Raw genomic sequence first — 25,751 nt, forward strand, 5'->3', positions numbered from 1 at the left:
GATGGCGTGAAACCCTACTCGTTGTCCGGTTCGCCCACGGGTTTCTCGGCGGGCCAGTCAACGTCCTGCCCGTAGCCCTCATGCTTCTGCAGGTATGCCGCGATGTAAGGGCAATGCGGAATGATGCGCTTGCCGGATGCCACCACATCGTCCAAGGCAAAATGCGCCAGCACCTTGGCCAGCCCCTGGCCTTTGAACTGCGACCTTGTCTCGGTGTGGGTGAAATCGATGTGACCGGGCCTATCGATGAATTGGGAAATCACCGCCAACTCCCCGTCTACGCGGAGTTCATAGCGATGGAATTTGTCGTTTCGAACTGTGGTGACGCCAGCTCGGAACGAGTCTGCCAATGATTCAGTGTGCTCGGTCATGATTCGAGATTGGCACGTAAACCCTGCGCTGGCAATGTGGGCCTTTTTCCCCCGCGGCTTGGCGTCCCGTCCCGCCCGGACTGCGGCAGCACCGGCGTCGGGACCCTGCCAAGCAGCAGGACGGCGAGCGCAAAGCATGCAGCTCCCCCGCCCAGGAGCGCCAGCATCAGGCCATTTAGCGCGGCATCCGCGACGGGGATAAGGACCACGACGGCGGCGGTCGTCACAGCGGTGCGCGAGGGACCACGCGCGTGGCTGGCCGCCGTCGGACGGTTTTCAAGGCGGCCAAGGAGCAGCACGACCGGCACGAGCAGGGCTACGACGGCGAAGAAGACGGGGATGCGTGCCCACCACCATTCCGCTGTGCCGTCGGTCGGTTTGGGGAAGTCGGTGAGCAAGAGGAGTCCGGACATGCCCACAAGGAGAGGAAGATGCCAGAGGTAAATGGTCATGGACCGGCGGCCCGCCACCGCGATAATCGTCTGGACCCAGCGGACAGAGGCGATCCAGCGTATGCCTTTGCCCAGAAGTTGGAGCGTGGCACTCTGTGAGATAGCAAGCAGAAGCAGGCAAAGGTTGGGTGGGTTGATGTTCACCACCATGTTGCCCGGATATACGCCCACGCCGGTCACCAGCCCCAGCAGCAGGTTGCTGACTATGATCGCCCCTACCAGCCAGGTTCTGCTGCGATGCTCAAAAAAGCCGTCGGCCATGAGGAAGCCCAGCTGCTGGACTGCGCACCAGACAAACACCATGTTGACGAAGGCAAGAACCGGGACAGCGCCGCGGAGGGAGTCCACGGTAATGATCAGCGCCACGAGGACGCCCAACGTTGGCAGCGGAGCACGTTGGTGAAGCCTGGCCATGAGCGGGATGCTGACCTGTGCTGTGAGGTACGCGGCCAGGAACCAGAGGGGCATCGCGGCACCGGTAGTCATCAACTGGATCACTTGTGGATCTACGCCGCTGAGCAGGGCCAGCCAGAGCCCCGCCCACATGATGGCGAGCAGGGCCATGGCCGGACGGACCAGGCGCAGAAGTCGCAACTGGGCGAAGTCGAAGCCGCTGCCGCCGCGCTCTTTCAGGCGTCGCCACGACTGCAATCCTGTGACGCCGCCCAGGACGAAGAACAACGGGACGATCATGAGCACCCAAACCACCGGCGTGAACCAGCTTTGCTCCATGAGCGTGTTTTGCGTGGTGACTTTCCCGTCCCTGTGAAGAACGGGACTGACCATCATGCAGTGGGCCGCGACCACCAGGAGCAGGCAGATGAATCGGACAAGGTCGATTGCTGGATCACGCCGCACAGCCGAAACGCCCTGCACAGCCGGTTCCGGCTGCGCATTCAAAGCTCCCGGCACAGCCGTGCTCCGGCTGGCGGGAGGATGAACCGGCTTTGCCCGCTGCATGTCACTCCCTACGACTACACGCGCCTGCGTGCTGACTCCATTGTCCGCCCCGGGTGCCGTGCGGACCAGCAGGGCTGGCGCTGGCAGCTGCTATTGGCGTGTCTTGCCCAGTAACCGCCTCCGTTCGGCAGGATCCAAAGCCGCAGCGCACGCGGCGGCGGCCAGGCCAAACGATCCGTCAATGATTGCTTGGTCAGCGCCCGCCGAAGCGCCAAAGGCCGCGAACTCGGCTGTGTGATGGGCGGCGCCACGAACGTCGTAGCCAACCATCGGGTGGATGCTTGGCACCAGTTGGGAGACGTTGCCCATGTCCGTTGAGGCCACTGGCTCGGCATTGAAGACAACGTCCCGTCCGATGGCCGTCATGGCTGCCCGGTAGGCATCCGACAGGAACGGGTCTTGTCGGAGTTCGGCGTAGTCATTGCCGGTTGGCGTGACATCCAGGGTGCAACCGCTGGCGTGGGCGCCTGCTTCGAGGCAGCGCCGGACCTTGTCCTGGATGATTCGCAGCTTCTCGATGCTCGGAGCCCGCATCTCAACGCTCGCCCGTGCACGCTCCGGGATGACGTTGACGGCACTTCCCCCTTCGGTGACGATCAGCGAGATGATCGATCCGACAGGGAGCTGTTGCCTGGCAAGCGCAATCGCGGTCTGCGCCACCACAAGGGCGTCCAGGGCGTTTACTCCTTCCATCGGGGCAGCAGCGGCGTGTGCCGGCCTGCCCTCGAACAATACGTCCCACATGGACATCGCCAACGACGAACCTCCTACTACGTCCTTTGCCGCGGCGTGCGCCATCATTGCCAGCGAGACATCCTCGAAAAAGCCTTCTGCGATCAGGTCCGCTTTGCCGCCGGTGGTCTCCTCCGCCGGAGTTCCGAGCACCTTGACAGTGATGCCGAGTTCGTCGGCCACTGCCGCAAGCGCCAGCGCCGCCCCCACGGCGCTGGCAGCATTGACGTTATGCCCGCAGGCGTGGCCGATGTCCGGCAGGGCGTCATACTCAACGCAGAGAGCCACCACCAGGTCGCCGCTTCCGTAGCTCGCACTCAACGCGGTGGCCTGCAGTGGCTGGCGATCAGCGAAGCGGAAGCCAGCCGTATGGAGCAGCCGCCTGATGCGCTTGGCGGCGCGAAACTCCTGGCCGCCGAGCTCCGGGTCCGCGTGGATGGCGTGGCTGAGGTCCAGCAGGTCCGGCTTCCACCGCTCGGTGGCGGTCTTCAGCGCGGCTTCGATGTCGCGTTGGGATACGCGTACGACGGCGGCCCCGCGGCTCATGCTGTTAAGGCCAGTGGCGATCATACGGACACCTCGGCGTTCTCGCGCTTGGGGTAGCGGGCGCTTGCGGCAGCCGCGATCAGTGCGGCCACAGCCAGAGCTCCCCAGATGGACAGGAGCCCGGCCTCGGTGATGCGGCCGGACTCAACGGAGGCTGAGGACAGCAGCTTCACCACGGCCGCACCCACGGCGATCCCAACGGACAACGCAAGCTCATTCAGCCCCGCCGCCGTCGACGTTTCTTGCAGGGGAACACCTTCCACGGACAGCGACCGTGTCCCCGCCTGGTACATCCCCAGGCTCAGGTTGAACATGGCGAAGCCCACGCAGTAACCGGACAAAGTCCCGTGGGCCAGGATCATCACCAGGAATCCGCCTGCGAGCAGCAGCCCAGCGAATACCAAGGTGGCGCGTTCGCCGAATCGGCGCAGGACCCGCGCCGTCAACAGCGAGGAAACCAGTGAGAGTACGGAAGCCAAGGCCAGGACAATGGCGATCATCAGGGGGCTCAGGCCAAACCCATAACCCGTCTTGTCCGGATTGGAATGCAGGAATATCCCATTTGTGCCGAAGTAGCTGATGGAGGCGAAACCGAAGAAGAATGTAGCCACTGAGATGGAGCGGATCCGGGGAATGGCCAGCATCCGCAGGTCCATGAAGCGTCTACGCTGCGTTGCGCTGAAATCACGCCTCGCCCAATAGGCCAGTAGGGATACGCCCAGCAGGCCAGCAATCAAAGTCCGGGCATCCAGCCAACCCCATTCAGGCGCCATGGAGAGCGCCACAACGAAACCAATCAGCCCGAGCGAGCAAGCTAGCAACGGCGCAAGGGCGATGCCCTCACGTGTGGGCACACCGGCGTCGGGCAGTAAGAAGGAAGAAATGAAGGCGACCACCGCGAAAGGCACCGCTACCCAGAAACCGAGCGTCGGATTGGTGACCCCGGCGATTCCGGCGAAGAGTCCGCCTGCTCCCACCATGATCATGAGCATCCCGATCATGACGCTCACGCCAGTGCGCGTGTGTCCAGGGCTGCTGACACGCAGGATGCCCATCATGAGGGGGATAAAGCCCACCACGCAGGTCAGCATGACCACGCCAATCGTCACGGTCCACAGCGAGGGCCACAACGCCATCTGAAGCACGCCCAGCGTCACCACTCCTGTGGACCAGCGCAGCACCAGCCTGTACCCGTAACTGTCTCCGAGCCTTGAAATGATCGGAGTGAGGACTGCAAAGCTCACGTTGGAGATCAGGAAGATGCCGTTGATGGTGGGGTCGTCAATGTCGAAGACGGGTCCGAGCGCGGGAAGGATGGGGTTCAGGTACCCCTGCGTGACTCCGCTCAATGATTCAATCAATGCCATCGCGAGAATCATTCCCGCAATGGCCCGGCGAGTGGTTCCTGACGCCGCCGCTGGTGCTGTCTTGCTTGCCATGTGCTTCCTTGTGCTCTTGGGGCCGTTGGGCCGTCCTGCCGATTAGTGATGCGAGTCACGACGATATGGCTGTCACCTAAACTGAGCTTCAGATTGTTTGAAATACACATCAGGTGGGCAAAAATGAACGAATCAGCCATGATTTCCGAGATTGACCTCGAAATTGTGAATGCACTCCAGATCAATCCACGGGCCGAGTGGAGCCGGATTGCCGACGCTCTTGGCCTGTCCGCGCCCACCGTTGCCAGGCGATGGAACGTCCTCGCCAGCCAGGGCCAGGCTTGGATCACGCCCGCACCTGGCCAGCGCTATCTCAGCGCCGGGTGGTCTGCGTTCATCCATCTGTCATCCCTGCCCAGCGAGAGCGAGGCCCTGATCGAACGGCTGTGCGCTGAGCCTGCGTTCGGCACCGTTTCCTTGGTGACGGGCGGACACGACCTCTTCATGGACTGCTTTGCATCAAGCCATGAAGAGCTGATGGATATCGTCACCGGCGCCTTTCCCAAGCTGCCCGGCGTCACGCACCGTGAGGTCGTCTTCGTCACCAAGCTGTATCGACAGGCCTCGGAGTGGCGCAGCGGCACACTGGAACCGGCACGCGCCAGACTCGTGACAGCGGAGCCCCTGCCCGAGCATCCCGGCTACGCCCCGGACAGGCTCGATGCTGCGTTATTGGAAGAGTTGGCCAAGGATGGCAGGGCAAGTTGGGCCGAATTGGGTGCCGCCTGCCGGGTCTCTCCTCAAACAGCACGACGGCGGGTTGAACGGTTCCTTGCGACCGGTTACATCACGCTGAGGTGCGATTCGTCCACCTCCACGCAACAGGGGCTGCGGGAAGTGACGCTTGTCCTGAACGTTCCAGCCGAGTACGTTGACGGCGTCGGACGCTTCTTCGCCGCCTTGCCCAACTGCCGGCTTAGTGCCCAAGTCCTTGGCGCACAGAATCTGCTGGTCACCCTGTGGGTCCGTGACTATCTGGAAGTCCAAGCCTACGAACGCGAACTGGCCCAGCGGGCTCCGGGAAGTGCAGTCATCTCCAGGCAGGCGGTAGTCCGGACATACAAGCGGCTCGGCCATGTCCTTGACCAAGCAGGTTGCAGCCGCAGCGTGGTGCCCCTTCCTCTCTGGAGGGAACCTTCCTGAACGTTATCCACAGCGGCCTATTGTGCTCTGGACGGAATGACCTCGGTTTCATGTACAGCAGGGCGTTCCGCGACCTCGAGGGCCACCACTGGGAAGTTGTGTGGATGGACCAAACCGCGGCACAGAGCGGCCCGCCGGAGCACTAAGGCGCGTCGGCGCCGCTGGCTCTAGCCCAGCGCCAACGCCAGCACGCCTAGCACGACGGCGAGCAGCGGCGTTGTCCCCTGGAGAACCGCAGGGCGGAGGTACTTTTTGCCACTCGCTGCGAGCACCAGCGCCGCAAGGAGCATGGAACCGCAGCAGCTGAATACGAGGGTCCAGCCAACCTGGGGTGCACCCATGGCCACTGCGATGATGCCTATCAGCGCACCAATGGCCAGGAACAGATTGTAGAAGCCCTGGTTGTAGGCGAGCGGCTTGGTGGTTTCGGCGTCAGCCTGCGATGTGACGCTGAACCGCTTCCATGTGGCTGGCTTGGTCCACGTGATGGACTCCATCGTGAAGATGTACACGTGGAGCAACGCCGCAAGCAGGGCAAAAATCAGGGAGGCCAGGATCATGGTCTGATCCTAGCCTCCCCGTGTTACGAAGCCTGTGAGGGCGGGGTTGTGTCAGTCACTGAGCATCGCCAGCGTCGCCCCGGCGAAGGACCACGCGGAACCATTCCATCGGGCCAGCAGGCCTTGGAGGTTCTCACCATCGGCCCGGTGCGCGGCGGTCTCCGCTTCGAGGGTGGCCAGGATTCCGGTGCGCAGCTCCGTGTTGAAGTTCACCTTGCCAACCTGCAGGGAAGGAGCTTTTGCGAGTTGGTCAGCCGGGATTCCTGAGGCGCCGTGCAGCACCAGAGGGACGTCCGTCCGCGCAGCAACTTCCTGGAGTACGTCCCAGCGGATGTTGGGCTCACCCTTGTACTTTCCGTGGACGTTACCCACGGCGATCGCCAGGAGTTGCGCACCGGCGCGGCACACGAAGTCAGCCACCTGCTCAGGGTCAGTCAGTCCGGCGACGGAAGTCCCGGCGTCGGGCGCTGGATCTTCAGTACCGAAGGCCTTGTCCTCGTCGCCAGCGAGGCCGCCAAGTTCTGCTTCGATCACGACGTCGAACTCACCCTGGGCATCCAATGCGGCTCGGACTTCGCGGACCAAGGCGATGTTGTCCTCGTAGGACAACGACGACCCGTCGGCCAGCACAGCATCAGCCCCGGCGGCCACGGAATCCTTGATGACCTGCAGGTCCGAGGCGTGATCCAGCTGGACGGATACCGGAACGCTGGCGTCGTCGGCCAAGCCACGAAGAGCTGCGATGAGCCGGAGCCCGTTGGGCGTTGATGCCGTCTTGGGCGCTACCAGCAGGATCAAACCCAGCCGGGCTTCCTCCGCCGCCGAAACAACGGCCAGCGCAGTGGTGAAGTCGTAGCAGGTGAAAGCCGGAACAGCGGAGCCGTGGGCGAGGGCGGTGGAGACGAGCCCATCGAGTTTGGCGCGCATTAGTGGGCCAAACCTCCCACCAGGATCCAGGCGACGTACGTCAGCGCGAAGCCAGCCAGGCCGAGGATGGTGGTGAGGACGGTCCAGGTCTTGAGACCATCGGTGACAGTGAGCCCGTAGTACCGAATCACGGTCCAGAAGCCTGCGTCCGTTACGTGGGACAACCCCAACGCGCCGAATCCGATGGCGATCACGATCACGGCGATCTGGGCCGGCGTGTAGCCGCCTTCCATCACTGCGGAGGTGAGCAGGCCCGTCGTCGTGACAATGGCAACGGTGGCCGAACCCTGGGCCGCCCGGAGTGCCAGGGAGATGATGAAGCCGAGCACGATCACCGGCAAGCCCAGGCTGTCCAGGGTGTGGGAAAGGGCGGCTCCGATGCCGGAGGTGCGGAGGACTTCACCGAACACGCCGCCCGCTGCGACAACCATGAGGATGGACGCAATGGGAGGAAGGGCGCCTTCGAAGATCTCACCGGTTTCCTTGAGTGACCAGTTGCGGCGGACCGCCAGCAGGAAGAAGGAGAGGGCTACCGCCACGAGGAGCGCGAAGAACGGGTTGCCGATGAACGCGGCCACGCCGTACCAGTAGTTGTCCTTGGAAATGGTCAGCGTTCCCAGGGTGCCCACCAGGATCTGGACGATCGGAGCAGCGATCAGGAACATGATCAGGCCCGGACGGGGAGGGGCGATGGCGCGGGCGCCGGGGCCCTCGTGGCCAACGTGCACGAGCGAGTCCGCAGAACCGAACTCGTCCACCTGCGCCTTGACGCCAGGGAGCAGCTCGTAGTTTTTGCGGTTCATGATGCTGGCAACCCAGTAGGACAGGAAGCCGAGCGGCACGCAGATGATCAGCGAGATAAGGGTGATGAGCCCAATATCGGCGCCAAAGACACCGGCGCCCGCAACGATTCCCGGGTGCGGCGGCACAGCCACGTGGATGGACAGCATGATGCCGGCCATGGGCAGGCCGAACTTGATCGGGTGAACGTTCGCGATCTTGGCGAAGGCGTAGACAATCGGGACGAGGACGATGACGCCCACCTCGAAGAACACCGGAATCGCCACGAGGAAGCCCACGGCCGTCAAAGCGATGGCAACGCGCTTCGCTCCAAGCTTCTCGGTGAAGTGTGTAGCCAACGACTGCACGCCGCCGGATACCTCGATCATGCGGCCAAGAATGGCACCGAGGGCAATCAACAAAGCAACCTTGCCCATGGTGCTGCCAACGCCGTTGGCCACCACGGTGAAGATGTCCTTGAGCGGAATCTGAGCCGCTACACCTACCAGGATGCTGACAGCCAACAGGGCAACGAAGGCCTGGATCTTGAAACGGATGATCAGTACCAGCAGCAAGGCAATGCCCGCAGCAGCAATAGTCAGCAACAGGGGTGTTCCCAGTTCCACTGCCGGTTTGATGGCGGGGGCATCGGCAGCCCGGACCACCAAGGAGTTGATGAGGGGATTCATTGGGGGGTGTCTCCTTTGACAAACCAGTCTAAAAGACTGGCGGGAGGTGGCGACGACGACGAAGGGGGGACCGCCGCCGTCGCGGGTTTTTGGTGGGTTAGGCGGTGCGCTTTGTGGGCGCTACAACCTTGATGACGGCGGAGTCGTCGGCTGCGGCGAGGCCCTGGGCCTGGCCGAGAAGGTAAAGCTGTTCTGCAGCAGCTGCAACGGGCGCGGCAAGGCCGGCAGCGCGGGTGGCTTTGCCGACGATGCCCATGTCCTTGACGAAGATGTCGAGGCGGCTGAGGACCTCGGCCCCGTCCTCGGTATAGGCCTCCAGGATGCGCGGGCCCCGGTTGGAGAGCATGAAGGAGCCTGCGGCACCGGCTTCGAGGGCGGCGAGGGTCTTCGCCTGATCCAGGCCCAGGGCATCAGCCAAGGCCATCGCCTCGGCCGCAGCGGCGATATGCACACCGCACAAAAGCTGGTTGACGGTCTTGAGCGCCTGGCCATCGCCGGGCTTGTCGCCAACAATGCTCAGGGTGGAAGCCAACAGCTCCAGGGCAGGACGGGCCTTTTCAAGGGCCTTCGGTTCGGCTCCAACAACAATGAGCAGGTCGCCTTCACCCGCGCGCTTAGGTCCGCCTGACAGCGGAGCATCCACCAGCGCGACGCCGTACCCGGCCAGCTTTTCGACCGTGGCCGGAATGGCCTCGGTCCCAACTGTGCTGCCGAGGATGACAACGGCGCCCGGCTTCAGAACCGAGGCAACGCCGTTCTCACCGAACAGGACCTCGTTGAGCTGCTCCCCATTGCGAACGGCCAGGAGCAGCGCGTCGGCATCCTGCGAGGCTTCACGGGCAGATGCGAAAGTCTTGATACCGGCTGCGGCAGCGAGCTCCAAACGGGGCTCGGCGATGTCAAAACCGTGGACCGTCAACTCTGACGCGAGGCGCGTGGCCATGGGCAGGCCCATGGCGCCGAGGCCCAGAACGGTGACGGTGTAGTTGCTGCTGGTCATGGTGTTCTCCATTGAATGCGGGGTTGGGTGTGGAGTCTGCTAGAAAGTGGCGCTGAGTTTGCGGGTGACCTGGGCGAGGGACTGGTCATCGCCCACATTGCCGGCGAACACGATGTACGGGATCCCTTTCGCGGGGCCATCCACCGGTTCCCATAGCGAGACGATGCCCGGCAGCATCGGTCCGCGGACGATCGCGTGGCGGATTTCCAGTCCGTGCGCCGCGACATCCGAGGACGTGATGCCACCCTTGGCGATGACGAACCGCGGCGGGAATGTTTTCAGCGTCCGGTTCACGACATTGACGACGGCGGCCGAGACCGTGCGGGCGATCTTCAGGCTCGCTGCGGCGTCGTCGGTCTTGATGAGCAGGCGGCTGGTGTGGACGATCACGTCGCCTTGGTGGAGGGCCTCGACGACGTCGGACACCACCGTGGCGATATAACCGTCAGCTTGGGGAACCAGCAGCTTCTCAACATCGATCTCGATAATGCGCGCGGAGCTGTGTGCGGCCGTAAGGGCGGTGAGCTGCCGGGTGGTCACACCGACGTGGGAGCCGACCACGATCAGGCCACCGGATGTGGAGGGAGTGTTGCCCGCGTACGACTCTTCGGAGGTCAGTGCTGTGCGGATTTCCTGACCGATCCGGCCGCGGACGAACGGGGGGCCTACGCGGTAAAGGAGTTTCTTGCCGCGGCGTTCGGCTTCTTCCAGGCCAAGGGCGAGTGCACGCAGATCGTTCTCGGTGACGATATCGGCCACGATCGGAGTCGAGTTCGAGGCTGGCTCAAGGGCATCGGCGATTGCTTTGGCGGAAATAGCGGGATCCTGGGCGGAGGCCCCTGCACGGATAATGTTCAGGTCCAGGACGATCACCTCGCTGGCCGGGAACCTGCCCTGCGACTTCTCCTCCACATACTTGGCCATCTCGGAGTTGGCGAATCCGAAGCTGGCGTCCTTGGCGAATTCCGTCTTTGCCACGGGGGTGAGCTTGCCGGCTTCTTCCCCGGTACCGCGCATGTAGTGGACACCGCCGATGGTTACCCTGCCAGCGTCCGGGAATGCGGGGACGATTACTACGCCGTGGGTGGTTTCACCGGTCTCGGCGGCAACCGTGGCGGCGATGACATCAGGCTCCAACGGGTAGTGGCCACGCAGGGTGGAGTCGCTGCGGCTAACAAAACCAAGCTGGAGCCTTGGACCCGCGGAGCCTGCCGCCGCCGCTAGTGCGTTGCGGACGATCTCCTCATTACGCGCTGCAGCCTCGGCAGGATCCAGGCTGCGGGTGTTGGTCAGGACGTACACGGCGGGCTTGGTTTGGTTCTCCCGGATGTAGGCGAAAGCCCATGCAAAGTCAGCGACTTCCCAGCGGGTGAGGACGGCGAGATCCGAAACGGACTGGGTTCCGGTGGGGTCGTCGTCAAGGACAACCAGGATGCGTGGGGCCTCAGCCGAGGACGCGGCAACAGCGTCCGCAACCAACTGGGCAGGAATGTGGACTTCCGCCGGGAAAGCGGCCAGAACGTCGGATTCAAGGGTCACTGTGCACTCCATCGTGGGAAAGCTTTGTAGCGGATTTATGAATGTAAGATGTCAGACATCTAACATTTCATAGCCAGTGTGACACAGCGCTCTTCACCGCGCAAGATGCCGTACGTCACTAGGCTGGAGACATGGCCGGCACCGCACTTCCACTCCCCTTCGTGGATGCTCGAACCTCCTCGCCTTCCCCCGCCGGGCAGGTCCCCGTTGTGCTGATCCACGGCTGGGCTTCAGGCTCCGTCTACTGGGAGCCGCTCGCGAAACTACTGCTCGACGCCGGGCGCGAAGTTTGGATCCTCGACCTCCCGGGCTATCACCGGGGTCAGGACCTGCCCGCCGACTTCACGTGGACGTTGGAAAGCGCCGCCGCGTCGGTCGGAGCAGCGATCCGCGCCCGCACAGATGGGCCCGTTCACCTTGTGGGACATTCGATGGGCGGCAGCGTCTCACTGACCTTGGCGGCAAAGCATCCAGAACTCGTGGCAACGCTGGCCTTGGTAGGAATGGTTCCGGCGCCTCAAAACGAGGCGTTCAAGAACCTCTTGGTATCGCAGCTGGAGCAGGGATTTTTCGACGCCGCTACCAAGCTGAAGCTCATGAACGCCTGGTACGGGGAGCTCTCCGCAGAAGACATGGAGCTGCTCAGCAAAGGATTCGATACGCCGTTTCGGATTCTGTCCGCCAGCGCCTGGGCGGCCATGACCGGCGTCGAACCTTCAGTGCCTAGCCGCGTTCAGGCGCCGTTGCTGGTGATCGCTGGAACGGGCGACCGCGTGCGGTCAATCGAGCAGATGGCTGCGTTCGTGGCGGCAAGCCCGACGCGCACGCTGAAGGCAATTCCCGACGCGGGCCACACCGTCCATTGGGAGCAGCCGGAAGAATGTGCCAGGACTTTGTGTGAATTTTGGAAAACGAGCTGGCCACCGCCAGCGTAAGATGTCTGACAACCGCCGCGCCTGGAGGAAAACAACCATGAGGCGCCGGACGGTCTGAATTACAGGAAATGGGGATACATGGCACGCAAGTCGCTGGTGGGCGTCGTTGCTGATGAGCTGCTGGACCGGATCATCGCGGGCGAGTTTCCGCCCGGGACACTTGTCCCTGGCGAACTGGAGCTCAGCGCCCGGCACGAGGTGAGCCGCATGACCGTGCGCGAAGCTATGAAGACCCTCGAGGCGCAGCGAATCCTCAGCGTGGAACGTGGCCGCGGTACGTTCGTCAATCCGCTGAACCAGTGGGCATCCTTGGAGGCCGTCCTGCGCGCCGCTTCCGAAGGCACCAAAGACGCGGCCGCGGCCGTCCAGCTCATTGAGCTACGCCGGATGCTGGAGACCGGCGCCTGCGAACTCGCTGCGGAACGTATTTCCGACGACGAGCTGACCACCCTGACAGAGCACGTTGAAAAAATGCAGTCGGCACACGAGGTCAATGACGTGGCCGCCTTCGTGGAAGCCGATCTCGCGTTCCACGATGTCATCCTCCACGCCTCGGGCAACGTGTTCGTGGCTGTTCTGTTCGAGCCATTGCATCGTGTACTCGAAGCACGGCGGACGCAGACTTCAGCTTTCGCTGACATCCAGGCGCACGCGATCGGCCATCACCGGAAAATTGCGGCGGCCCTGGAGTCGCGGAATCCGCATGAGGCCCGGCTGGCCATGGACGCCCACATGCAGCAAACATTGGACGATCTGAAGACGTACGTCCTGGAGGCGTAAGCCTTATAGACCCATAACCAAGGGACAGCACTTGTCGCAGCACATGCTCAGAGCGACAAGTGCTGTCCTACTTGGTAAGGGCTAGGCGTCCACCTCCGTGTTCACGATGTAGACGTCGCACGGAGCGCCGTGTGCCACGCTGTTGGCGATGCTGCCAAGGACACGTCCAAGGCCCTTCATCCGCTTGTTTCCCACCACGATCAGCGAGGCGTTGTTGGTCTCTGCGTAGTTGATGAGCGCGTTGGCCGGCGTACCGCGTGCTGCGAAGTACTTGACGTTGCCACTGGGGACCTCAAGCTCCTCAGAGACCTTGCGGGCCACGTATTCTGCGGAGTCGGCCGAAGAAACCGTGATCCTGTCGCTGCCGCTGCCAAATTCTTCAATGCGGTCATCGGAGAACCCGCTGATGACATGCAACTCGGCGCCAAGGGCTGTGGCAAGCTTCGCCGCTGCCACTGCTGCGCGTTTGGCCGTTTCGCTGCTGTCAACGCCGACGACAATAACTTCAGACATGAGTACTCCTGGTTGTGGGAATTCACTGGTGGTGCTGCTAAAAATCTACACTCCATCACCATCCGCCGCCGGGATCCGGGAAGAACCGGCATCTTCCAGCCTCCGTGTTTACGATCCTGCGCGTCCGGGTAGGGATAAGTCATCGGAACCATCACGCGACCGAAAGGCAAGGACATGAGCGAGGCATCATTTTCCCCTCAAACCGCCATCGTCACCGGATCTGACTCAGGGATAGGACGTGCCACGGCGGTTGCGCTGGCCAAGGCAGGCATGGATGTCGGCATCACCTGGCACACGGACCAGCAGGGTGCCGAGGACACCGCAGAAGAGGTCCGCGGGCTGGGCCGCAAAGCAGTGGTGCACCACCTGGACACCACGAACGTCTCCGAAACCGCTGCCAGCATTGACAAGCTGGCCGAGGAACTCGGCGGCGTGGACGTGTTCGTGAACAACTCCGGAACGGGAGATGGCACCAAGTTCCTGGAGCTGGACTACGACACCTGGATGTCCACCTTGGACACCAACCTCAACGGCGCTTTCGTGGCCATGCAAGCAGCTGCCAAACGCATGGTCAATGCGGGCCGCGGCGGACGCATCATCGCCGTGACCAGCGTGCACGAGTTCCAGCCGCGGGTGGGAGCCTCCGCCTACGATGCCTCCAAGCACGGCCTTGGCGGGCTCATCAAGACCATGGCACTGGAACTCGCAGAGTTCGGGATCACCGCCAACAACGTGGCTCCCGGTGAGATCGCAACACCCATGACCGGGCAAACGGACGAGGACCCACGGCAGAAGGAGCGGCCGGGGGTACCGCTGGGACGCCCCGGCGACGCACGGGAAATTGCGGCCGTCATCGCCTTCCTGGCCTCCCCGGATTCCAGCTACGTCACTGGCGCCTCGTGGCCCGTGGACGGCGGAATGCTCCAAATGGGACCGCACGCAGGATCGCACATCACGGGCAATGACTGGCGCGAAGGCTGAGCCCGCCAGACCTCTGGCCCGCACGGACGTCCGTGGGCTAGTCTGCAGGAACGGCCTGCCCAGCGGGCCAGCATTTTCAAAGATTCAGGGACGATGATGAGGAGCACCATGGCTGACCACACATATAGCGTTTCCGAAATTGTTGGCACTTCTTCCGAGGGCGTCGACGCGGCCGTCAGGAATGGCATCGCCGCCGCCGCCCAGACGCTGCGTAACCTGGACTGGTTCGAGGTGAAAGAGATCCGCGGTCATCTGGAGGACGGCGCAATTGCCGATTGGCAGGTAACCATCAAGCTCGGTTTCCGCTTGGAGCGCTGATCCCCCATCGCGAGATGACAGTTAATGCCAATGTTTCAGAAGAACATTGGCATTAACTGTCGTCTCGGCGAGCTGGCTCGGGTTGGGGCGCCTGAACGCCCACCTCGCCAAAGCTGCTGAGCAGCGTCAGGGCGTCCGACGACGGCGAGCCCACCTTCGCGGAATGGACCCTTAGGAGTTGGTCGGGATCGTCCGGGAGGCTTAGCGTTTCAAAGTTCAGTTCAAGGTCGCCAACCACGGTGTGGTGCAATCTCACCGTGCCGGCAGAGCGTGAGGCCACCCGGTGCCCTGCCCACCATTGACGGAAATGCTCGCTGTGCACCGCAAGTTCGCCTACGAGCTGGTTGGTTTGGGGATCGTTGGGGTGCCTGCCGACGTCCATCCGCAAGGCGCCCACTGCCTCGGCGGCCACGGTTTTCCAGTCCCTGAACAGCTCCTTGGCCGCAGGATCCAGAATGATCCAGCGGGTCAGGTTCCGCTCAGCCGCGGGCAGTGCTGTGAAATCCGTGAACAGCAGATGCGCCATCCGGTTTCCGGCCAGTACATCCGCACGCCGCCCAAGGACCATCGCGGGAACATCCCCGACGGCGTCCAGCAGCTGCCGCAACGCGGGGCGCACCTTTTGGGCGGGGCCGGGATTGCCGGCTGAACTGGCGCAATGCTCCAGCAGGTCCAACATGTGCGCATGCTCCCCCGCGTCCAGGCGCAGCGCCCTGGCAACAGAGTCGAGGACTGCCTTGGAGGGGTGGATGTTCCGGCCCTGCTCCAGGCGTGTGTAGTAGTCGGTACTCACCCCGGAGAGCCTCGCCACCTCTTCGCGGCGGAGACCGGGCACCCTGCGTGAGCCGGTGGACTCCTGGGCCCCGGCGTCCTCCGGCGAAAGGCGGGCACGCATGACTTTGAGGAATTTTCCGAACTCGGCGCTTTGACCCATCCGTCCATTCTGCCGTTATCGCGGCTGGCAAGACCAGAGCAGGACCACCGATTTGGGTAGGACTGCCAGACCTAGGAAAAACAGGATCAGGCTGGATTGCTGACTCGACGACGAAAACTGAATAGGCTCAGTACAGAGCCTCCCGAAAACGCTTTCTGGAAACCCGGCTTCCCCAGCCGCACCCACAGGAACCAACGGGCTGGCTTGGAAATATCTACCTCGAAGGAGACCTCATGCCAGAGCTGACCCTAAACAACGGCGTCACCATTCCCCAGCTCGGATTCGGTGTTTTCCAGGTGCCTCCGGAAGAAACACAGAAGGTGGTGGAAGACGCCTTGGAGGCAGGCTACCGACACATCGACACCGCCGCCGCCTACCGCAACGAGGCTGGCGTTGGCGCCGCCATCGCAGCCTCAGGCCTTCCCAGGGAAGACCTTTTCATCACCACCAAGCTCCGCAATGGCGAGCAGGGTGAGGCGTACGACGCCTTCCAACGCAGCCGCGACGCCCTCGGCCTGGAGGTGGTTGACCTCTACCTGATCCACTGGCCCGTCCCTTCGCAGGGCCTGTACACCCAGGCTTGGAAGGAGATGGAGAAGCTCTACCAGGACAAGCAGATCCGGTCCATCGGCATCTCCAACTTCCTCTCGGACCACGTGGACACGCTGCTGCGCGATGCAGACGTAGTGCCGGCCGTGAACCAGATCGAACTGCACCCCACGTTCCAGCAGGCCGATCTTGCAAACAAGTGCCGTGACCTCAGCATCGCCGTTGAAGCGTACAGCCCATTGGGACAAGGCAAGGACCTGAACGCCGAGGTAGTGGCCCTGGTGGCTGCCGCACACGAAACAACGCCAGCACAGGTAATCCTGGCCTGGCACCTCGCGCAGGGAACCATCGTGATCCCAAAATCCGCGGACTCCGCCAGGATGCGCGAGAACCTAGGCGCCGCCGATCTCACCCTCACCCAATCCGAACTGGCTGCCGTCACCGCCCTGGAGGCCGGCGCCCGCATAGGTTCCGATCCCGGCGTCGCGGCTTTTACCCAGCTCTAAACAAACCAAAAAGGAAACAACAGCATGCAGCACACCCACCTTGGCCGTTCCGGCCTGAAAGTTTCACGCCTCTGCCTGGGCACCATGAACTTCGGCCCCCAGACGGACGAAGCAACGGCGCACTCCATCATGGATTCCGCATTGGATTCCGGCATCAACTTCTTCGATACCGCCAACGTTTACGGTGGTACGGGCCACCGGGGATGGACCGAGGAAATCATCGGGCGCTGGTTCGCGAAGGGCGGCGAGCGCCGGGAACGGACAGTGCTGGCCACCAAGCTTTACGGCACCATGACGGATCGTCCCAATGAATCAAAGCTCTCCGCACTGAACATCCGCCGCGCCCTGGATGCCAGCCTGAAGCGCCTGCAGACGGACTACATCGATATCTACCAGTTCCATCACATCGATCGTCAAACACCGTGGGATGAGATCTGGCAGGCAATCGAAGTAGCCGTCCAGCAGGGCAAGATCGTGTATTCGGGCAGCAGCAACTTTGCTGGCTGGCACATTGCCCAGGCCCAGGAAGCCGCTCGCAGGCGGAATTACACCGGCCTGGTCAGCGAGCAGTCCATCTACAACCTCTTCCGGCGTGAGCTGGAGCTTGAGGTCATCCCCGCCGCGCAGCATTATGGCCTTGGCCTGATCCCGTGGTCGCCTTTGCAGGGCGGCTTGTTGGGTGGGGTGCTGAAGAAAGAAGAGCAGGGCGTCCGCCGCGCTGAGGGCCGGGCACTGGAAACCCTCAAGAAGCATGAGGACCAGATCCGTCAGTACGAGGATTTTGCCGATGAGCTGGGCCAGAAGCCCGGCGATGTCGCCCTGGCTTGGCTGCTTCATCAGCCTGCCGTGACGGCGCCGATCGTGGGACCGCGCACCCAGGAGCAACTGGACGCCGCAATCCGCGCCCTGGACGTGACCCTCAACGAGGATGCGCTCAAGCGCCTCGATGACATCTTCCCTGGCCACCGCACCGCCCCGGAGGACTACGCCTGGTGAGCAGCCTCCTCCCACAAGCGGACACCGTCCGGCCGCGGAACATCCTGTTCATCGGCGGGACCGGCGTCATCAGTGCGGCTGCGGCTGACCGCGCCGTCGCGCTGGGCCACCGGCTGACCATCCTCAACAGGGGACGGTCAGCCGGGCGGCCGGTTCCCGAAGGCGCCGAGGTGCTCCACGCGGACATCCGGGACACCGAGGCTGTGCGGGAGGTTCTTCGCGGAAGGGAGTACGACGCCGTGGCCGACTTCATCTCGTTCACACCGGCTCATGCGCGGGCCGGCTTGGAGATGTTCCGGGGGAAGACTGGTCAGTACGTTTTCATCAGTTCCGCCTCGGCTTACCAAAAGCCGCCCAGCACCCTGCCCATCAGGGAATCCACTCCCCTGAAGAACCCGTTTTGGAAGTACTCGCAGGACAAGATTGCGTGTGAGGAGTTGTTGTTTGAGGCCTACCGCGAGCAGGACTTCCCTGTCACTGTGGTCCGGCCATCGCACACCTATGACCGGACCAAGATCGCGCTGGTGGGTGGTTGGACTGACATTCACCGCATGCGCGCGGGAATGCCGGTGTTGGTCCATGGGGACGGGACCTCCCTGGGGACGCTGACCCACAGCCGTGATTTCGCCAAGGCCTTCGTTGGGCTCTTGGGAAGGCCGCAGGCTGTCGGTGAAAGCTACACCATTACTTCAGACGAGTTCTTGCCGTGGAACCAGATCTATCGTCTCTTCGCCCGGGCAGGCGGGGTTGAAGAACCCGAGCTGTTTCATGTTTCCTCCGAGACCATCGCCGCGCATAGCAAAGAGCTTGGCCCCAACCTCTTGGGTGACCGCTCGCACTCGGTGGTGTTCGATAACTCCAAGATCAAAGCACTCGTGCCGGATTACCACGCAACCATCCCTTTCGCGGACGGTGCGAGGGAGATCATCGACTGGCACGATCAGCATCCCGGGCTGCAGGTAGTTGCGGAAGACTTCATGGAGCTGAGCGATCGGCTCTATGAGTGGTCTCGGCGGTAGCTGTTGCCAAGCAGCCATTGGCCAGCGTAGAACAGCAAAGAGACCCGCCGGTGGAGATTCAAGCAGTAGAGGAGATCATGCTCATGACACTTGCCCCGCTCATTGAACTCAACGACGGCTACAAGATCCCGCAGTTGGGGTTGGGTACATGGCCCTTGGATGATGCCCAGGTTGCTGACGCCGTAGTGGAAGCTGTTTCCTGCGGCTATCGACACATTGATACGGCGGTTAAATACGGCAACGAGACGGGAGTGGGCAACGGCATTCGCGCCTCCGGCGTGGCCCGGGGCGAACTCTTCGTCACCACCAAACTGGACGGTGGGTTTCAAGGCTCGGGCAAGGCAGCGGCTGGGCTCGATGGCTCGCTGGAACGCCTGGGTCTGGACTACGTTGACTTGCTGCTGATCCATTGGCCGCTCCCCCGCCGAGACGAGTTCGTCTCAACGTGGAAGACCTTCGAGGAACTTCAGGCATCGGGCAAGGTGCGTTCCATCGGTGTTTCCAATTTCAAGCCCTCGCACCTTGACCGGCTGTTCCGGGAAACGGATGTTGTTCCAGCGGTCAACCAGATTCAGGTCAATCCCGCCATCCCGCGTCCTGTTGCCATCGCGTTCAACGAGCAGCACGGGATTGTCACGGAATCGTACAGTCCACTAGGCGCCAGCAGCGACCTCCTGAATGCCCCGGTTCTGGCAAGCATTGGCAACAAGCATGGAAGGACGCCGGGCCAGGTGGTTCTCCGTTGGCACGTCCAGCAGGGCCTGGTTGCCATCCCCAAGACCGCCAATCCCCAGAGGATGCGGGAGAACCTTGACGTCTTCGGCTTCGAGCTGGACCAGGATGACCTTAGAAGGCTACAAACCCTGGACGCCGGTCCTGATGCCGGCGTCGACTCGGATGTGCAGGGACACTAGGGAGCAGGGACACTAAGGGACTGGGACACTAAGGGACTGGGACACTAAGCGTGGGGGAACTCAACATGGAAACAGCAGGCACAGAAACACTCATCTGGACCGGGTCCTACACCGCGGACCGGAATGGAAATGGCGAAGGAATCGGCGCCATCACGCTGGATACAGACGGGAAACTCACTTGGCTTGGCCTGGCTGTGCCAGCGAACTCGCCGTCCTTCCTCGCCATTCACCCAACCCTCCCTGTGCTCTATGCCGTGGCCGAGGAAGGCAAGATGGTACGGGCCTACCGCCGTACCGGCACCGCTGAACTGGAGCCAATGGGCGAGCCGTGGCTGGCGGGCGAGGCTGCTTGCCACGTCGCGGCTGATCCACAGGGCCGGTTCGTTGTGGTTACCTGCTGGGGCGACGGCCAGGTCATTCTTTACGAACTGGACCACGACGGCGCCATCACCTCGCGAACTAGCGCGGAAGCCGCCGTCGACCCCCATCAGACCGGACCCACCGACGAGCCGCGGCCCAGCCGCGCACACTCAAGCCTCATGCTTCCCGATGGTCGAGTCATGACCACGGACCTCGGGCACGATCTTGCGAGGGTTTGGGGATATGAGCCAGGCCGGGGTCTGTTGCCCGATCACCACGTGATCCTGCCCAAGGGCTCCGGCCCGCGTCACATGGTGCGGCATCCCAGCGGTACGGTTTTCATCGACACGGAGTACTCGATTGAGGTTGCAGCCCTCAGGGCCGAACCCCAAGGAGTCTACGAACTCACGGCCGTGGTTCCCGCCAGCGTCAACAAAGCGTTCGACGGCGACTCCGCCGCCGAGATTGCAATGTCCACTGACGGTCGGTTCGTCTACGTGGGAGTCCGCGGCTCCAACCGGATCTGTGTCCTGAAGGTGGGCGCACAGGGCACGGACGTGACACCCCTGGCCGATGTACCAAGCGGGGGCGATTGGCCGCGGCACCACCTGGTCCACAACGGCTGGCTCTTGGTGGCCCATGAAGGTTCCAACGATGTCCTGAGTTTCAGGCTCGACCCCGAAACCGGCCTGCCCGACGGGCCCCTGGGCAGGATCGAGACGGGGTCCCCGAGCGTGCTGGTTCCGGCGGCTTAGGCCGCCCAGACCTGGACGTCGTCCGTTCCGCAGAACAGCTTACGGCCAGTCGGTTCAAGGACCACCCACAGCAGTTCCTGATGGTGGGAAACGTCGTCAACACGGCCCGTACCTGCACCCCAGGCGACATCGTAGATCCAGACGCGATCCCCGGCGCCCAGTTCAGTCCACTGGGCGGCCGGCACGTGCCGGTAGTCGGCGGGCCTGTTCAGAATGGAGCTGGTCATGCTTGGACTTCGCCGGCGGTCCGAAGCCGCCAGACTGTGGGCAATCCGTTATGCGCGGGGAGGACGTGACCTTCGGCAAACACCAGGACGGCGTCGGGCTCAGCGTCCGGGCTCCACAAACCCGAGGCCGGGCAGTGGGAACCGGTGGGCATGACTCGGGTGGCTCGTTCGCGCAGGAGGGCGATGCTCTTCATCGTTGAAACTCATCCTTGGGTAGTTCAGGGCGCTGCATGCTGTGAAGCAGTGCCTGGTGTGAAGCAGATCTCCTCAACCCTATGCAAGTCATAGACGCTTCGTTATAGGCAATTGCATAGCATTTCCGCATGGTGTCATGCAGGCGAACAACAGGATTTGGGCTCGTCCTCGGCTACGAGCACTGCAAACGCTTCCAGTATTGGCCGCGTAATAGCTCTTCAAATGCAGAAAATCATCTAATTCTCTGGATCAAGGCACCGCAAGCGCTTACAGTTGTGAGTTGCCACACAACAGAGTCGTTTAGCGGAAGGTTCCATCACTTGCTATCTCGCAGCTATAGATCCATTGTTCCCGCCGTCGTACTCGCCACCGCAGTGGTGACGGCTTCCACCGTTCTCCCCGCGAGCGCCGCCACCACCAAGAAACCAAGCCCCGATCCCGCCGCCCAACACTCGATCCGCGGCGGCGTCAGCAATCAGAACTTCTACTTCGTCATGGCTGACCGCTTCAACAACGGCACGAAAGCCAACGACGACGGCGGACTGGGCCCCGACCCGATGGTGTCCGGCTACGACCCCACCCGCAAGGGCTTCTACAACGGTGGTGACCTGAAGGGCCTCCAGGACCGTTTGGACTACATCCAGGGTTTGGGAACCAACGCCCTCTGGCTCACGCCAAGCTTCAAGAACAAGGCAGTCCAGGGCGGTGGCGAGTTGGACAACAGCTCAGCTGGCTACCACGGGTACTGGGTTACGGACTTCACGCAGATCGACCCCCACCTGGGCACGAACGCTGAACTTAAGACACTCATCGAAGCGGCCCATGCCCGCGGCATAAAGGTCTACTTCGACATCATCACCAACCACACTGCGGACGTGATCCAGTATCAGGAGTCTGAGTCAGCGCTGTACGTTTCCAAGGAAAGCGAACCGTACCGCACGGCGGCCGGTGAGGCTTTCGATGACCACGACTACGCCGGCACGCAGGACTTTCCAGCGCTGGATCCAGCCACTTCCTTCCCCTACACGCCGGTGGTCCCTGAAACCGAGAAGGACGTCAAAGTTCCCGCCTGGCTCAACGATCCCACGCTCTATCACAACCGGGGAAACACGACCTTTTCCGGCGAGGACGCGCTCTACGGCGACTTCTTCGGCTTGGACGATCTGTTCACGGAGAATCCCCGCGTGGTCAACGGCTTCGTTGATGTCTACAAGAGCTGGATCCGTGACTTCGGCATCGACGGCTTCCGCATCGACACCATGAAGCACGTCAACGATGAATTCTGGCAGCAGTTCGGCCCCCAGGTCCTGAGCTACGCCAAGGAGCAGGGCAAGGACGAATTCTTCATGTTTGGCGAGGTCTTCGACACCTCAAAGAGCGTCACGTCCAAATTCACCACCAGGAACAAAATGCAGGCCGTGCTCGACTTCGGTTTTCAGGGAGCTGCCCGCAGCTTCGCTTCCCAGAGCAGCAAGGCCAGTGGTTTGGCCGAGTTCTTCAACGGAGATGACTGGTACACGGATGCGGATTCCAACGCCTACCAGCTGCCCACCTTCCTGGGAAACCACGACATGGGCCGTATCGGCACGTTCATCGCCCAGGACAACGCCGGGGCCTCCGACGCCGAACTCGTCGAGCGCCATGAACTCGCCCACGAGCTGATGTATTTCTCCCGGGGTAACCCCGTTGTCTACTACGGAGACGAGCAAGGATTCACGGGGGCAGGTGGGGACCAGGACTCGCGCCAATCGATGTTTGCCAGCAAGGTTCAGGAATATCTTGACGACGACCTTCTGGGCACCAGCGCTACGCATGCAACAGACAACTTCGATACCGGGCACCCGCTGTACAAGAAGATCAGCGAACTTGCTGCACTCACCGCCGAGCACCCCACCCTCCGCAGCGGCGCACAGCAGAACCGGTACGCCGCCGACGGCCCCGGGATTTACGCCTTCTCGCGCATCGATGCCAAAGAGCAACGTGAGTACGTGGTTGCCGTGAACAACAGCGAGAGCGCGCAGACAGCCGAGATCCCGACGTACGAGGCGAAGCAGCCGTTCAACCTCGTTTATGGCGACGCTGCGGCCGACGCAAAGACTGACACGCAGGCGAAACTGACCGTCACAGTGCCTCCGCTTTCAACCGTGGTGTACCAAGCAGCGGGGCGACTCGCGCAATCCAAGGCGGCACCCGGCGTCGTACTCAAGAAGCCGGTTACGGCTGCTGGTGACCCTTCCCGCCTGAAGGTGGCGGCCGACGTCGACGGTAAATCGTTCTACGAAGTCACTTTCCAGGCGCGGACGGCGGGCGGCGAATGGCAGTCGATTGGCACGGATGACAACGCGCCGTACCAGGTGTTCCACGACGTATCTTCCCTGGAGTCGGGCGCGTCAGTGGAGTATCGCGCGGTGGTGCTGGACAACAGGGGACAGACCTCCGCGAGCGAGCCGCGGAGTGGCGTGGTGGGTGAGCCTGTGCAGCCCGAAACCGTGACCGTTGCAGACAGCCTCAACACCGAGCTTGGCTGCACGGAGGATTGGCAGCCGTCGTGTGAGCAGGCGTCGATGACTTACGAACCAACGCACCGTCTGTGGCAGCTGAACGTCCCGAACCTCCCGGCAGGAACGTATGAGTTCAAGGCCGCGATCAACGGTTCGTGGGACGAGAACTACGGAGCGGGTGGCGTTCTGAACGGACCGAATGTGGTGTTCACGCACAGTGGCGGCGCTGTCACGTTCCTCTACGACCACGCAACGAACCTGATTACCGCGGCGGTTGCCGGTCAGCAACCCGCTGCCGTATCCGTTCCCGGTAGCCTGAACTCCGAGCTCGGTTGTGCCGGCGACTGGATGCCTGATTGCCCACAGGCCCAGCTTGCGTTGGATCCTGCCGATGGCATCTGGAAGCTCGCAGTGCCGGACCTCCCTGCAGGGAACTACGAGTTCAAAGCCGCGATCAACGGCTCGTGGGCTGAGAACTACGGTTTGGGCGGCGCCGCGAACGGCAGCAACATAGCCCTTAAGCACGACGGCGGCGCGGTCACCTTCCGGTACGACCCCGCCAGCCATCTGCTGACCACCCGCTAGCCCAACTACGTAGCAGCTGATGCCCTTTTGAACGCTCAAAAGGGCATCAGCTGCTACTCAGATGGGGTTCCTAGTTGTAGCTCACGCTCAGGAGCATCGCCTTCAACTGGGCGTACTGCGTGCTTCCCATCCAGGCCTTCGCTGCTTCAGGGGTGGCGAAGGTGGGCTGCTTGTCGAAATCGAACACGACGTATGCGTTCATGAATCCGTTGGGCATTCTGATCTGGTTGGTGCCGGAGGTAGTCTGCCCCGGTTGAAGCTCAGAGGACAGCCGGACATCCATGACGTAAAACGGAGGCGAGTCGGAGGGCCCCTTGGCGGTGGGCATCCCCCCGTTAGCGGCGTCGTAGTCGATGTTCATTATTTGATTCAAAGAGAAACCGAATTCCACCTGGTTTCCGGCTGTATCCGTCACTCCCGGAACCACTGCCCGGTCGAGGACTGTCCGATCCACCAGGCCTCCCGTGCCATCTCCGTAGAAGCCGCTATTGATGCGGGCCACCTCGGCGCCCGCGCTGTCCAGGAGCGTGGCCCCTTGGGATGCGGCCTTCGTTTCCTCCGAAAGGTAGGGCCCCTGCTCCGTCTGGACAGTCCAACCGCTCGGGTAGTTGAAGGAGATGTGTCCATCCGGGAAGGTGAACTTTTGCAATGCTGCAACTGGCGGCACGGTTGGCGTTGGCTCAGGTGTGGTGACGGTGACTGCCGGAGCCGGCGTCGAGCTGATTGGCCCAAAGTTGGCCGCCACGAGGACACCGGCAGTGACAGCGGCCGCTCCCAGCAACAGCGCTCCGGCAATCCGGACTTTTCGGTTCCTGCGATCTTGGAGCGAGCTCACGCCAGCCGGCACAGTGTCACTGAACACCCGAGGGCCTGTCAGCATCCGGGCCAAGGCTTCTTCGCCGTTGATTTCGGCCTCTGGTTCCTGGGCAAGAGGGTCGATCGAGGAAATCTGGCTCTTGATCTGGTCCATCTCAGACTCCCATCTTGTGTGTAGTCGTTTCGACACCTGCAGGCATCTGTTTCCGGAAAGCACCACGTGCGCGGTGCAAGCGGACCTTCGCTGCGGATTCACTGCAGTTCAGAACCCGCGCGATTTCGGCGCAGCCCAAGCCATCCCAATACGCCAGCTGGAGGATGTCCCGGTCCTGTTCGCGGAGCCGGGCCATGGCATCCTGTACCACGACGTTCTCGGAGTCGTCCCCGAAACGCTCCACCGCCGTCGTGCGTAGCTTTTCCTGCAGCGCCTGTTGGCGATCACGACTCCGGTAGGCATTCCCCACGAGATTGCGGGCGACAGTGAGCAGATACGGGAGGTCGGGTTGGGAGTCGTCGTCCCATTTTTGCCAGATGACCCGGAAAACGTCCGCCGCGATTTCTTCGGCAATTTCCGCCGATTCCACCCTGCGGCGGACAAATCTGAAAACGGACGGATAGCTGTTTTTGTGAATGGCGATAAACGCCAGTTCGCGCTCGGAAAGCACGATTTTCCCCCTGAAAGTAGTGTCCTGAACTGCAGGATACTTCTATAGTTTCCGGCCGGGGTCT

The 25,751-nt window shown here is 62.4% G+C and carries 26 protein-coding genes; 11 read left to right on the forward strand and 15 right to left on the reverse strand.

Annotated elements, in window-relative coordinates; translation table 11 throughout:
* Window positions 1-14: 14 nt before the first annotated feature.
* From KSW38_RS03135 to KSW38_RS03150, 4 genes are all read right to left on the reverse strand, one after another.
* Window positions 15-371: a GNAT family N-acetyltransferase gene (locus KSW38_RS03135; protein ID WP_216922589.1), complete on the reverse strand. Its 357-nt coding sequence runs from the start codon at window positions 369-371 to the stop codon at window positions 15-17.
* The gene (locus KSW38_RS03140; RefSeq protein ID WP_216922591.1) at window positions 368-1,783 is read right to left on the reverse strand and encodes an acyltransferase family protein; all 1,416 of its coding nucleotides are present in this window, start codon (window positions 1,781-1,783) and stop codon (window positions 368-370) included. Before KSW38_RS03140 ends, KSW38_RS03135 begins: the two co-directional genes overlap by 4 nt.
* Before the next feature lie 90 nt (window positions 1,784-1,873).
* Window positions 1,874-3,085 (reverse strand): M20 family metallopeptidase, encoded by a 1,212-nt coding sequence (locus tag KSW38_RS03145; RefSeq protein ID WP_216922593.1) that lies wholly within the window; start codon window positions 3,083-3,085, stop codon window positions 1,874-1,876.
* The gene (locus KSW38_RS03150) at window positions 3,082-4,500 is read right to left on the reverse strand and encodes an MFS transporter (protein WP_216922595.1); all 1,419 of its coding nucleotides are present in this window, start codon (window positions 4,498-4,500) and stop codon (window positions 3,082-3,084) included. The genes KSW38_RS03145 and KSW38_RS03150 overlap by 4 nt, the downstream gene beginning before the upstream one ends.
* 123 nt (window positions 4,501-4,623) lie before the next feature.
* On the opposite strand from KSW38_RS03150, the gene KSW38_RS03155 reads away from it, so the two are divergent.
* Window positions 4,624-5,643 carry an Lrp/AsnC family transcriptional regulator gene (locus KSW38_RS03155; protein WP_216922596.1) on the forward strand — a complete coding sequence of 340 codons (1,020 nt, stop codon included), beginning with the start codon at window positions 4,624-4,626 and terminating at the stop codon, window positions 5,641-5,643.
* 167 nt (window positions 5,644-5,810) lie between these two features.
* Here KSW38_RS03155 and KSW38_RS03160 read toward each other — a convergent pair whose 3' ends face one another.
* The 5 genes from KSW38_RS03160 to KSW38_RS03180 form a co-directional block, all read right to left on the reverse strand.
* Window positions 5,811-6,203: a DUF1304 domain-containing protein gene (locus KSW38_RS03160; RefSeq protein ID WP_216922597.1), complete on the reverse strand. Its 393-nt coding sequence runs from the start codon at window positions 6,201-6,203 to the stop codon at window positions 5,811-5,813.
* 51 nt (window positions 6,204-6,254) lie between these two features.
* The gene (locus KSW38_RS03165) at window positions 6,255-7,130 is read right to left on the reverse strand and encodes a class II fructose-bisphosphate aldolase (RefSeq protein ID WP_216922598.1); all 876 of its coding nucleotides are present in this window, start codon (window positions 7,128-7,130) and stop codon (window positions 6,255-6,257) included.
* On the reverse strand, window positions 7,130-8,599 hold the full coding sequence (locus KSW38_RS03170; RefSeq protein ID WP_216922599.1) for a GntP family transporter: 1,470 nt from the start codon (window positions 8,597-8,599) through the stop codon (window positions 7,130-7,132). The genes KSW38_RS03165 and KSW38_RS03170 overlap by 1 nt, the downstream gene beginning before the upstream one ends.
* Window positions 8,600-8,696: 97 nt before the next feature.
* Window positions 8,697-9,599, reverse strand: a complete 903-nt coding sequence (locus tag KSW38_RS03175; RefSeq protein ID WP_216922600.1) for an NAD(P)-dependent oxidoreductase — start codon at window positions 9,597-9,599, stop codon at window positions 8,697-8,699.
* A gap of 39 nt (window positions 9,600-9,638) precedes the next feature.
* Window positions 9,639-11,138, reverse strand: coding sequence for a four-carbon acid sugar kinase family protein (locus KSW38_RS03180; RefSeq protein WP_216922601.1), 1,500 nt, complete (start codon window positions 11,136-11,138; stop codon window positions 9,639-9,641).
* Window positions 11,139-11,269: 131 nt separating this feature from the next.
* Here KSW38_RS03180 and KSW38_RS03185 point away from each other — a divergent pair, with 131 nt between their 5' ends.
* Together KSW38_RS03185 and KSW38_RS03190 are read left to right on the forward strand one after the other, a co-directional pair.
* Complete coding sequence (locus KSW38_RS03185; RefSeq protein WP_216922603.1) at window positions 11,270-12,073, forward strand: alpha/beta fold hydrolase; 804 nt, start codon at window positions 11,270-11,272, stop codon at window positions 12,071-12,073.
* 78 nt (window positions 12,074-12,151) lie between these two features.
* Complete coding sequence (locus KSW38_RS03190) at window positions 12,152-12,853, forward strand: FadR/GntR family transcriptional regulator (RefSeq protein ID WP_216922605.1); 702 nt, start codon at window positions 12,152-12,154, stop codon at window positions 12,851-12,853.
* A gap of 81 nt (window positions 12,854-12,934) precedes the next feature.
* Here the strand turns inward: KSW38_RS03190 and KSW38_RS03195 are convergent, their stop codons facing one another.
* On the reverse strand, window positions 12,935-13,366 hold the full coding sequence (locus KSW38_RS03195) for a universal stress protein (protein WP_216922607.1): 432 nt from the start codon (window positions 13,364-13,366) through the stop codon (window positions 12,935-12,937).
* A 174-nt stretch (window positions 13,367-13,540) separates the two neighbouring features.
* Between KSW38_RS03195 and KSW38_RS03200 the strand changes: the two genes are divergently transcribed.
* Together KSW38_RS03200 and KSW38_RS03205 are read left to right on the forward strand one after the other, a co-directional pair.
* Window positions 13,541-14,347, forward strand: a complete 807-nt coding sequence (locus KSW38_RS03200) for an SDR family oxidoreductase (protein WP_216922609.1) — start codon at window positions 13,541-13,543, stop codon at window positions 14,345-14,347.
* Window positions 14,348-14,455: 108 nt separating this feature from the next.
* On the forward strand, window positions 14,456-14,665 hold the full coding sequence (locus tag KSW38_RS03205) for a dodecin (protein WP_216922612.1): 210 nt from the start codon (window positions 14,456-14,458) through the stop codon (window positions 14,663-14,665).
* A gap of 52 nt (window positions 14,666-14,717) precedes the next feature.
* On the opposite strand, the gene KSW38_RS03210 is transcribed toward KSW38_RS03205, so the two are convergent.
* Window positions 14,718-15,599, reverse strand: coding sequence for a helix-turn-helix transcriptional regulator (locus KSW38_RS03210; protein ID WP_216922614.1), 882 nt, complete (start codon window positions 15,597-15,599; stop codon window positions 14,718-14,720).
* A 233-nt stretch (window positions 15,600-15,832) separates the two neighbouring features.
* On the opposite strand from KSW38_RS03210, the gene KSW38_RS03215 reads away from it, so the two are divergent.
* The 5 genes from KSW38_RS03215 to KSW38_RS03235 all read left to right on the forward strand — a co-directional run bounded on the left by KSW38_RS03215 (window position 15,833) and on the right by KSW38_RS03235 (window position 20,698).
* Window positions 15,833-16,654, forward strand: coding sequence for an aldo/keto reductase (locus KSW38_RS03215; RefSeq protein ID WP_216922615.1), 822 nt, complete (start codon window positions 15,833-15,835; stop codon window positions 16,652-16,654).
* A 24-nt stretch (window positions 16,655-16,678) separates the two neighbouring features.
* Window positions 16,679-17,650, forward strand: coding sequence for an aldo/keto reductase (locus KSW38_RS03220; protein WP_216922617.1), 972 nt, complete (start codon window positions 16,679-16,681; stop codon window positions 17,648-17,650).
* The gene (locus tag KSW38_RS03225) at window positions 17,647-18,669 is read left to right on the forward strand and encodes an NAD-dependent epimerase/dehydratase family protein (RefSeq protein WP_216922619.1); all 1,023 of its coding nucleotides are present in this window, start codon (window positions 17,647-17,649) and stop codon (window positions 18,667-18,669) included. Before KSW38_RS03220 ends, KSW38_RS03225 begins: the two co-directional genes overlap by 4 nt.
* 83 nt (window positions 18,670-18,752) lie before the next feature.
* On the forward strand, window positions 18,753-19,583 hold the full coding sequence (locus KSW38_RS03230; protein WP_216922621.1) for an aldo/keto reductase: 831 nt from the start codon (window positions 18,753-18,755) through the stop codon (window positions 19,581-19,583).
* Between the two features lie 65 nt (window positions 19,584-19,648).
* The gene (locus tag KSW38_RS03235; RefSeq protein ID WP_216922623.1) at window positions 19,649-20,698 is read left to right on the forward strand and encodes a lactonase family protein; all 1,050 of its coding nucleotides are present in this window, start codon (window positions 19,649-19,651) and stop codon (window positions 20,696-20,698) included.
* Here the strand turns inward: KSW38_RS03235 and KSW38_RS03240 are convergent.
* Together KSW38_RS03240 and KSW38_RS03245 are read right to left on the reverse strand one after the other, a co-directional pair.
* The gene (locus KSW38_RS03240) at window positions 20,695-20,925 is read right to left on the reverse strand and encodes a hypothetical protein (RefSeq protein ID WP_216922625.1); all 231 of its coding nucleotides are present in this window, start codon (window positions 20,923-20,925) and stop codon (window positions 20,695-20,697) included. The two genes, KSW38_RS03235 and KSW38_RS03240, sit on opposite strands and share 4 nt — an antisense overlap.
* Window positions 20,922-21,119 (reverse strand): hypothetical protein, encoded by a 198-nt coding sequence (locus tag KSW38_RS03245; protein WP_216922627.1) that lies wholly within the window; start codon window positions 21,117-21,119, stop codon window positions 20,922-20,924. Before KSW38_RS03245 ends, KSW38_RS03240 begins: the two co-directional genes overlap by 4 nt.
* A 321-nt stretch (window positions 21,120-21,440) precedes the next feature.
* On the opposite strand from KSW38_RS03245, the gene KSW38_RS03250 reads away from it, so the two are divergent.
* Window positions 21,441-24,206 (forward strand): alpha-amylase family glycosyl hydrolase, encoded by a 2,766-nt coding sequence (locus tag KSW38_RS03250; protein WP_216922629.1) that lies wholly within the window; start codon window positions 21,441-21,443, stop codon window positions 24,204-24,206.
* A 70-nt stretch (window positions 24,207-24,276) separates the two neighbouring features.
* On the opposite strand, the gene KSW38_RS03255 is transcribed toward KSW38_RS03250, so the two are convergent.
* Both KSW38_RS03255 and KSW38_RS03260 read right to left on the reverse strand, forming a co-directional pair.
* Window positions 24,277-25,176 (reverse strand): hypothetical protein, encoded by a 900-nt coding sequence (locus KSW38_RS03255; RefSeq protein ID WP_216922631.1) that lies wholly within the window; start codon window positions 25,174-25,176, stop codon window positions 24,277-24,279.
* Between the two features lies 1 nt (window position 25,177).
* Window positions 25,178-25,687 carry an RNA polymerase sigma factor gene (locus tag KSW38_RS03260; protein ID WP_216922633.1) on the reverse strand — a complete coding sequence of 170 codons (510 nt, stop codon included), beginning with the start codon at window positions 25,685-25,687 and terminating at the stop codon, window positions 25,178-25,180.
* Window positions 25,688-25,751: the final 64 nt, after the last annotated feature.

It is taken from the genome of Paenarthrobacter aromaticivorans (assembly GCF_019038615.1).
In the GTDB taxonomy this organism is placed as follows: domain Bacteria; phylum Actinomycetota; class Actinomycetes; order Actinomycetales; family Micrococcaceae; genus Arthrobacter; species Arthrobacter aromaticivorans.

What these genes read in the sequence shown, in the direction of transcription:
- KSW38_RS03135 (WP_216922589.1), bottom strand. Translation starts at nt 371, where the DNA reads ATGACCGAGCACACTGAATCATTGGCAGACTCGTTCCGAGCTGGCGTC.
- KSW38_RS03140 (WP_216922591.1), bottom strand. Translation starts at nt 1,783, where the DNA reads ATGCAGCGGGCAAAGCCGGTTCATCCTCCCGCCAGCCGGAGCACGGCT.
- KSW38_RS03145 (WP_216922593.1), bottom strand. Translation starts at nt 3,085, where the DNA reads ATGATCGCCACTGGCCTTAACAGCATGAGCCGCGGGGCCGCCGTCGTA.
- KSW38_RS03150 (WP_216922595.1), bottom strand. Translation starts at nt 4,500, where the DNA reads ATGGCAAGCAAGACAGCACCAGCGGCGGCGTCAGGAACCACTCGCCGG.
- KSW38_RS03155 (WP_216922596.1), top strand. Translation starts at nt 4,624, where the DNA reads ATGAACGAATCAGCCATGATTTCCGAGATTGACCTCGAAATTGTGAAT.
- KSW38_RS03160 (WP_216922597.1), bottom strand. Translation starts at nt 6,203, where the DNA reads ATGATCCTGGCCTCCCTGATTTTTGCCCTGCTTGCGGCGTTGCTCCAC.
- KSW38_RS03165 (WP_216922598.1), bottom strand. Translation starts at nt 7,130, where the DNA reads ATGCGCGCCAAACTCGATGGGCTCGTCTCCACCGCCCTCGCCCACGGC.
- KSW38_RS03170 (WP_216922599.1), bottom strand. Translation starts at nt 8,599, where the DNA reads ATGAATCCCCTCATCAACTCCTTGGTGGTCCGGGCTGCCGATGCCCCC.
- KSW38_RS03175 (WP_216922600.1), bottom strand. Translation starts at nt 9,599, where the DNA reads ATGACCAGCAGCAACTACACCGTCACCGTTCTGGGCCTCGGCGCCATG.
- KSW38_RS03185 (WP_216922603.1), top strand. Translation starts at nt 11,270, where the DNA reads ATGGCCGGCACCGCACTTCCACTCCCCTTCGTGGATGCTCGAACCTCC.
- KSW38_RS03190 (WP_216922605.1), top strand. Translation starts at nt 12,152, where the DNA reads ATGGCACGCAAGTCGCTGGTGGGCGTCGTTGCTGATGAGCTGCTGGAC.
- KSW38_RS03195 (WP_216922607.1), bottom strand. Translation starts at nt 13,366, where the DNA reads ATGTCTGAAGTTATTGTCGTCGGCGTTGACAGCAGCGAAACGGCCAAA.
- KSW38_RS03200 (WP_216922609.1), top strand. Translation starts at nt 13,541, where the DNA reads ATGAGCGAGGCATCATTTTCCCCTCAAACCGCCATCGTCACCGGATCT.
- KSW38_RS03205 (WP_216922612.1), top strand. Translation starts at nt 14,456, where the DNA reads ATGGCTGACCACACATATAGCGTTTCCGAAATTGTTGGCACTTCTTCC.
- KSW38_RS03210 (WP_216922614.1), bottom strand. Translation starts at nt 15,599, where the DNA reads ATGGGTCAAAGCGCCGAGTTCGGAAAATTCCTCAAAGTCATGCGTGCC.
- KSW38_RS03215 (WP_216922615.1), top strand. Translation starts at nt 15,833, where the DNA reads ATGCCAGAGCTGACCCTAAACAACGGCGTCACCATTCCCCAGCTCGGA.
- KSW38_RS03220 (WP_216922617.1), top strand. Translation starts at nt 16,679, where the DNA reads ATGCAGCACACCCACCTTGGCCGTTCCGGCCTGAAAGTTTCACGCCTC.
- KSW38_RS03230 (WP_216922621.1), top strand. Translation starts at nt 18,753, where the DNA reads ATGACACTTGCCCCGCTCATTGAACTCAACGACGGCTACAAGATCCCG.
- KSW38_RS03235 (WP_216922623.1), top strand. Translation starts at nt 19,649, where the DNA reads ATGGAAACAGCAGGCACAGAAACACTCATCTGGACCGGGTCCTACACC.
- KSW38_RS03240 (WP_216922625.1), bottom strand. Translation starts at nt 20,925, where the DNA reads ATGACCAGCTCCATTCTGAACAGGCCCGCCGACTACCGGCACGTGCCG.
- KSW38_RS03245 (WP_216922627.1), bottom strand. Translation starts at nt 21,119, where the DNA reads ATGAAGAGCATCGCCCTCCTGCGCGAACGAGCCACCCGAGTCATGCCC.
- KSW38_RS03255 (WP_216922631.1), bottom strand. Translation starts at nt 25,176, where the DNA reads ATGGACCAGATCAAGAGCCAGATTTCCTCGATCGACCCTCTTGCCCAG.